The organism is Bifidobacterium sp. (assembly GCF_050874245.1).
Taxonomy (GTDB): Bacteria; Actinomycetota; Actinomycetes; order Actinomycetales; family Bifidobacteriaceae; genus Bifidobacterium.
The window spans coordinates 1-7131 of sequence record NZ_JBNMKH010000083.1; the positions used below are offsets into that span (position 1 = coordinate 1).

At 61.0% G+C, this 7131-nt stretch carries 4 protein-coding genes and 1 pseudogene; 1 reads left to right on the forward strand and 4 read right to left on the reverse strand.

Annotated elements, in window-relative coordinates:
* Positions 1 to 383 precede the first annotated feature (383 nt).
* Positions 384 to 1145, forward strand: a complete 762-nt coding sequence (locus ACR0P8_RS07995) for a Sir2 family NAD-dependent protein deacetylase (protein WP_432624578.1) — start codon at positions 384 to 386, stop codon at positions 1143 to 1145.
* A gap of 104 nt (positions 1146 to 1249) precedes the next feature.
* Here ACR0P8_RS07995 and ilvA read toward each other — a convergent pair whose 3' ends face one another.
* The 4 genes and pseudogenes from ilvA to ACR0P8_RS08015 all read right to left on the reverse strand — a co-directional run.
* A complete protein-coding gene (gene ilvA / locus ACR0P8_RS08000; RefSeq protein ID WP_432624579.1) occupies positions 1250 to 2515 on the reverse strand; it encodes a threonine ammonia-lyase in 1266 nt (421 codons plus the stop codon).
* 147 nt (positions 2516 to 2662) lie between these two features.
* Positions 2663 to 4483 carry a glycoside hydrolase family 13 protein gene (locus ACR0P8_RS08005; RefSeq protein ID WP_432624580.1) on the reverse strand — a complete coding sequence of 607 codons (1821 nt, stop codon included), beginning with the start codon at positions 4481 to 4483 and terminating at the stop codon, positions 2663 to 2665.
* A gap of 135 nt (positions 4484 to 4618) precedes the next feature.
* Positions 4619 to 6280, reverse strand: coding sequence for a Sip1-related alpha-galactosidase (locus tag ACR0P8_RS08010; protein WP_432624581.1), 1662 nt, complete (start codon positions 6278 to 6280; stop codon positions 4619 to 4621).
* A 206-nt stretch (positions 6281 to 6486) separates the two neighbouring features.
* Positions 6487 to 7131 (reverse strand): annotated as a pseudogene (locus ACR0P8_RS08015) (alpha-amylase); the annotation flags it as partial.

The window sequence follows — 7131 nt, forward strand, 5'->3', positions numbered from 1 at the left end:
AAGAAGTAGTACAAATACGCTCTTGAGTTCTCAAACCACCACCACTCACCCACCTCGCCATCCGGTCTCGACCGGACCACTCGCTGAGCGGCAGCAAGAGATAAACTTACAGCACGGACGCCAAACACGCAACCCGGCCCGTCCAGGCAAGACGCGAACCATTGGAAACACAGGCATCCACCGGCGTGTCGAAAACACGCCAAACACGGGTTGGAACCATCGACGGGACCAGCATAAGCCCTGAAAACCACGGGCAGGTGAACGAGAAAACAACAACACACGGCGTGTCGGTCGCTTGGAAACCATGCATCGCGCAATCGCAACAGACCTTGGAAAAGGAAAAAGCCGGACAATGGAAACCGCGCGGTGGTATGTATGGAGGTATGAGCAAGAAAATCGCAGTATTGACGGGCGCGGGCATCTCCACGTCCGCAGGTATCCCCGACTTCCGCGGACCGGACGGCGTGTGGACCAAACACCCCGAGCAAATGAACGTATATGACATCGACGCGTTCCTGGCCAACAAGGAGGATCGTGAATACTCCTGGCGCTGGCAGAAGGAATCGCCGGTATGGAACGCGCAACCGGGCACCGCGCACAAGGCGCTCGTCAAGCTGGAACAGGCCGGCATGCTGACACTGCTCGCCACGCAGAATTTCGATGCGCTGCATGAAAAAGCGGGTAACAGCAGCAACATCATCGTCAATCTGCATGGCACCATCGGCACCTCGCACTGCATGAAATGCCATGCGAAATACAACACGGCGGACATCATGGCGAATCTCGACAACGAGCCGGATCCGCACTGCCACCGCAAACTGCCGTACAGCGGAAACATGCCGTGCGACGGACTCATCAAAACCGACGTCGTCTACTTCGGTGAGGCGCTGCCGGACGGCGCGATCGAGAAATCGTACCGGCTGGCCACGCAGGCCGACGAATTGTGGGTCATCGGATCCACGCTGGAAGTGATGCCGGCGGCGAGCATCGTACCGGTCGCCGCGCAGGCGGGCGTGCCGATCACCATCATGAACATGGGCCGCACGCAATACGATCGTCTGGCCACACGACTGATCCGCGACGACATCGCGGTCGCGCTACCGCAATTGGTTGATGAAACGATTGCAGCGGAACAAGGCAAGTGACATCCAGCAACGTAAAAAGCTCCTCAACCCGATTGGATTGAGGAGCTTTTTGTACGGAATCGGCGCGGAAACCGCAGGAATCCGCACTTGCCCAAAAGAGACAATCAGTAGATGCGCTTGGGCTGGAAGCCGGCCGCGCGCATCGCGTCAAGGACGCGGTCGATATGCTCGGGGCCATTGGTTTCGACGGTAACGCCCAGGGACACCGAATCGGTGTAATGGCTGGAGGCCTTGAACTGGTCGTGGTCAAGCGCGATGACGTTGGCGCGCTGCTCGGCCAGAATCGTGGCCACCTTGACCAGCTGGCCCGGAGTATCCGGAAGTTCCACCTCGAAGTTCATGATGCGGCCACGCGCAATCATGCCCTTCTGGATCACCGCGCTGATGGAGACGGTGTCTTCGTTACCGCCGGAAAGGATCGGCACCACCACATGCGGGCCCTGCGCCTCGGCGAACTTGCGCGAACGCAGATTCAGATGCTCAAGCGCGGCCAAAGACACGGCGCCGGCGGCCTCGACCACCAGCTTATGCTTCTCCAGCATGAGCAGGATCATCTCGTTGATATCACGCTCGGTGACGGTGACCAAGTCATCGAGGAACTCGTTGAGCAGCGCGAACGTGAGGTCACCCGGACGCTTCACAGCGACGCCTTCGGCCGACGTGCGCACCTGATCGGCGGCCACCACATGGCCGGCGGCCAGCGAATTCTTCCACGCGGGGCTTCCCTCCGGAATGGCGCCGATCACGCGCACTTCCGGCTTAAACGTCTTGATGGCGAGCGCCACGCCGGCGCCCAGACCACCGCCACCAAGCGGTACGACCACGTCGGTGACGTTCGGCACGTCCTCGAGAATTTCAAGACCGATGGTGCCTTGTCCGCACAGCACTTCGTAGTCGTCGAACGGCGGCACGTAAATCATGCCCTCGGTATCGCTCAGCTCCTGCGCGCGCGCAGCTGATTCGTCGAACACCTCGCCACACAGCACCACGTCAGCACCGTAGGCCTTGGTGGCATCCACCTTCAACGGCGGAGTGATCTGAGGCATGCAGATGGTAGCCTTCGCGCCACGCTCGCGGGCCGCGTACGCCACGCCCTGCGCATGGTTGCCTGCGGATGCGGTGACGATGCCGTGCGCGAGCTGCTCGTCGGTCAGCGACGCGATTTTGTTGTATGCGCCGCGAATCTTGAACGATCCGGTAACCTGGAGGTTCTCCGGCTTGAGCAGGATCTCATGTCCGGTCATTTCGGACAGCACGGGGGACGGAATAATCTCCGTGTGGCGTGCGGTGCCCTTCAGTCGTTCAGCGGCCAGTTTCAATTCGGCGGCATGATCGCGCCGCAATGCTTTGAGCACCTCGTTTTGTTCCATGGACGTTATTGTAAGCGCACGTCTGCCGAAAATGCCGTGCGATCGCAGGAACGCAGCGGAATCGCACGAAAAAGGAAAAAGAAACGTCCGGCAGGTTTCGTGAAGAACCTGCCGGACGTTCCGCAGAGAGTTATAGGGAAAGATCGATCAGAGCTGGATCACGACTCCCTCCCAGCGAGCGAGCTCGCCGTGAGCGATCGATTTAACGCTATGCATAGCATCATAAGTGCTGAGCAGTACTTGCGATTCGTTTGCGCCGTCGGAGAGCAGTTCCGCCACATCCGCGGGAAGTTCGGCGGACCTGTCGGTGAGGTTGACCACGACGAGAATCGTGTCGTCGCCGTTGGTGCGCGTGAAGGCATACACCTGGTCATCGTCGGCGGCGAGCAGATGCCATTCGCCCGCGGCAATGGTGGCGCTGTTGTGGCGCATGGCGATGAGCTTCTTGTAGAACGTATACACGGAGTCCGGATCGTCGAATTCCTCGGCCGCGTTGACCTCCACATGGTTCGGGTTGACGCTGATCCATGGTTCGGTCGTGGCGTCCGGCGCGGTGAATCCGGCGTATTTGGAGGCGTCCCACTGCATGGGGGTGCGCGCGTTGTCTCGTCCGATGAGGGCGAGCGCGGCCATCATGGATTCGGACGACTGGCACTTGGCTTCCTCCACGCGCTGACGGTAGCCGTTGAGGGCTTCCAGATCGCGGTACTGTTCCAGCTTGGTGAAGTGGGCGTTGGTCATGCCCAGCTCCTCGCCTTCGTAGATGTACGGGGTGCCGCGGTGCATGTGCAGCACCATGCCGAACGCTTTGGCGCTGAGCTCGCGGGAGTCGCGGTCGGAGTCGTTGCCCCAGCGGGAGACGACGCGCGGCTGGTCGTGGTTGCAGAAGAACAGGCTGGCCCAGCCGGCGTTCCTTACGGCTTCCTGCTGTGCTGCGAGGCTCGCGCGCAGGTTCTTGACCTCGAACGGGACGGTGTTCCACTTGGAGCCTTCCTGGTCGATGCCGACGTGGTCGAACAGGAACAGCATGTCGAGTTCCTTGTGGGCCGGATCGGTGATGAACTCGTTGCGGTCCGGGGTGATGCCCGGAGCCTCGCCCACGTTGATGTAGCCTTCACGGCCTTCGAACACCTCGCGGCGCATTTCGGCGAGGAACTCGTCGAGACGCGGTCCGTTGGAGCAGAACGGGAACGGGCTGGAATAACCTTCCTCGCCGACCGGCAGGTCGTCGATTTCGGAACCGTCCTCGCCCGGCAGTTTGCCGTTCTTGTCAACGGTCTTGGAGATCTGGGTGATCACGTCCATACGGAAGCCGTCGATGCCGCGATCCATCCACCAGTTCATCATCTTGTAGACGGCCTTGCGCACCTCGGGGTTCTCCCAGTTGAGGTCGGGCTGCTTCTTGGAGTACTGGTGGAAGAAGTATTCGCCGCGCTTCGTGTCGTACTCCCATGCGGAGCCTCCGAAGTAGGAACCCCACTGGTTCGGCTCGGCGCCCGGCGTGCCCGGCTCGTGGCCCGGCTTGGCGGGACGCCACCAATACCAATCCGCGTGCGGATCGTTCTTGTCACGGGATGCCTGGAACCAAGCGTGCTCGTCGGACGTGTGGTTCACGACCAGATCCATGATGACCTTCAGACCGCGCTCATGCGCTTCGGCGAGCAGCTCGTCCATGTCGGCCATCGTGCCGAACAACGGGTCGATGTCCTGATAGTCGGAGATGTCGTAGCCGTTGTCGTCCTGCGGGGATTTGAAGACCGGGGACAGCCACAGCACATCCACGCCAAGGTCGGCGAGATAGTCAAGACGACTGGTGATGCCCTTCAGATCGCCGATACCATCACCATTGGAATCCTGAAAGGACCGCGGATAGATCTGGTAGACCACCGCGTTGGCCCACCATGGATTCGGGGTGGCACCGTTGGAACGGACGGTGTCGGGAAGAGTGGAACGATTGAAATTCGTCATTTCGATTGGGCTCCTTTGCATAAACGAGGCGAATGAACTTTTGCTATGTCCAATGGTACGTAAGGCGTTTTTTCTTTCTTGCCCGCGGCGCGTTTCGCAAAGCAGGAAATGAATGATGGGACGGGGGTATATCGGCTATTCTTCGAAGATCACGACGTCCCCGTAGGAGACGCTCGTCGACACGGTCTCGCCCGTTTGCAGCGGACGGACTTCTCCGCTTTCGGGACGGATGACGCGGGCCGGCCCGCGCGCGGCCAGGCGCACCTCCTGCTCGTGTTCTTCGCAAAGTCCGATGTAAGCCGTCACGTCACGATCGCCGAAACGCGCATGGACGCCCAAGGCATCCGCGGACTTCCGTGGATCGCGCAACAACGAATCCACCGTGGGAACGCCCGGGGCGTCCGGACGCGCCAATCCGCCACCGAAGTCGAGAAGGCCGTGCAGCATCCTCTCGTCCGTATGCCCTTCGGCGTCGGAGCAATACACCGGACCTCCGCTCAGCAACCGCATGATTCCATGCGCCCACGCGTGGGGATGTTCGCTCCAGAACATGTCCCAGTCGCAGTGGTACAGCTCGCCCATCAGCAGCGCGTTGAAGGCGTTCTGCATAATATGCTCGGCAAGCGAGCGCGGATCGTGCGGCAGGTAATCGTCGCTGCTTCGGACGATCGGGGAAATCGGACGATGCCAGTAATCCTCCGGCGCCATGCCCATGCAGTTGATGAGCGCATTGTCGAAATGCCTGGCCACCGCGGAATCGAGCCCCTCATGTCTGCCGATGGTCGCCTCGCCATAGCTTTCCATGCCGGAGGTCATCACCGACGTGGAGCTTTGCGAATCGACCTTGACGAAATCGATGCCGGACCTTTCCAATCCCTTATCCCATTCATGCCAGAAGGCGAACGCCTGGCCGTCGGTTTTGCCCGGCAGCAGACAGCCATTGGCGGTGCGCGTCAAATCGCCATCCATCCGCCGCGCGACTTCGCCGTGAGGGTCGATGCCGTTCCAATAGCCTTGGAACGCCTGCCACACGCCGACATGCTTCACTCCGAACTCGTCCTTCAGCAGACGCACGGTGTGCGAAAGCCCCTGCGGGAAACGGTCCGGATCCGCGCCGAACGAACGCAGCATGCCTTTTTCACGATCGACGTCGGACCACCCATCGTCGATCAGCACCCAGGATATCGGCACGTTCTTGCGGCGGAATTCCTCCATTTTGGCGATGATCGCCCGTTCGTCGACGTTCTGTCCGAGCGAATCCCACGTGCACCATCCGAATCCGGTGAGCTCCTGTGGGAACGTCCGCTCGGAGCGCATGCGAATATGCGTCCGTCCCGCGATGACGCGTACGCATTCGTGGATGGCGCGGTATGGATCGTCAGACACGGCAACGGCGCACAGCATTCCGGACAACCGGGTGAAGCCCATCGCGTTGATGGACGCGCGCAGCCGCGGCTTACCGTCGGAAGCCCCCATATCAGCGCGGATGTCATCCCCGCACGCCGCCAGCATCACGCACCATGCATCGGACGAGCGCCATAACAGAAGCTGGGTGCGCTCGGGGATATCGGCGAACGTCGCCTCCCATGCGGGGCGCATCCACCATTCCTTGTGCTGGTACAAAGCCAGGATGTCACCATCGTTCGGCATGCCGATATCGAAGCCGACCTCGACCGCGCGGAACGGGTCATACGTGTCCTGCTCCTGGAAACGGGCGGCACGGTCCGCTGGCTGGTCGATCCGCGTGTCAATGCCGATGCTCCACACCGGGCATGCCACGTCCGGTTCCTCGGCCATCCGGACCATGCCGTTTGGCATGTTCCACGTGAAACAACTATGGTCATCTCCCCGAACGAGACGCGCCATCGTACTGCGGATTGTAACGGGACAGGTGACAGTCTTCATGGTCGCTCCTTCACAGTCGTCATGCGCGGAATCAGCATGGTCCAATGCCACAGGTTCCAATGCCATGGATCCCATGTCATGGGTCCCACCGGAACCGGTCATACCTGCTTATACCAGACGGTGGTCTCGGGAAGAACCCGGTCCGCGGTTTCCGAACAACGGGAATCGAGCAGCACAGCCGCATGCTCCGGCAACGCGATCGAACGCGTCGACGAGAAATTCGTCAGCACGGTCATGCCGGAAGGCAATGTCCAGCCGAAACCATCCGGACCGCAGACATCGTCCGCCAACCATTCGAGGTCGATATCGGCGCCATGCTTGACCATGCGCTTCCTGATCGCCATGGCCCGCCGGTACAGGTTCAACGTCGAATCGCCACGGCCCTCCTGACCGGACGCAGCGTAATCGGCGAACCAATCGGGCTGCGGCAGCCAGGCGCGGCCGGAATCGTTGAAACCGAAGGCCTTGTCCTTCTCTCCGGTCCACGGCAACGGCACACGGCAGCCATCGCGTCCTTTGAACGCGTGCCCCCTGCGCTCCCAAATCGGATCCTGCAATTCCTCGGGAAGCAGGTCGAAATCCTCGGGAAGCCCCAGCTCCTCACCCTGGTAGATGAAAGCGGTTCCAGGCAAGCCCAGCATGACCAAAGCGGCGGCACGCGCGCGGCGGGCGGCCGAAGCCGGATCGATCGGCGGATTCGTGCCATTGGACGTGACCCACGCCTCGATGTCGGTTCCCGTCGG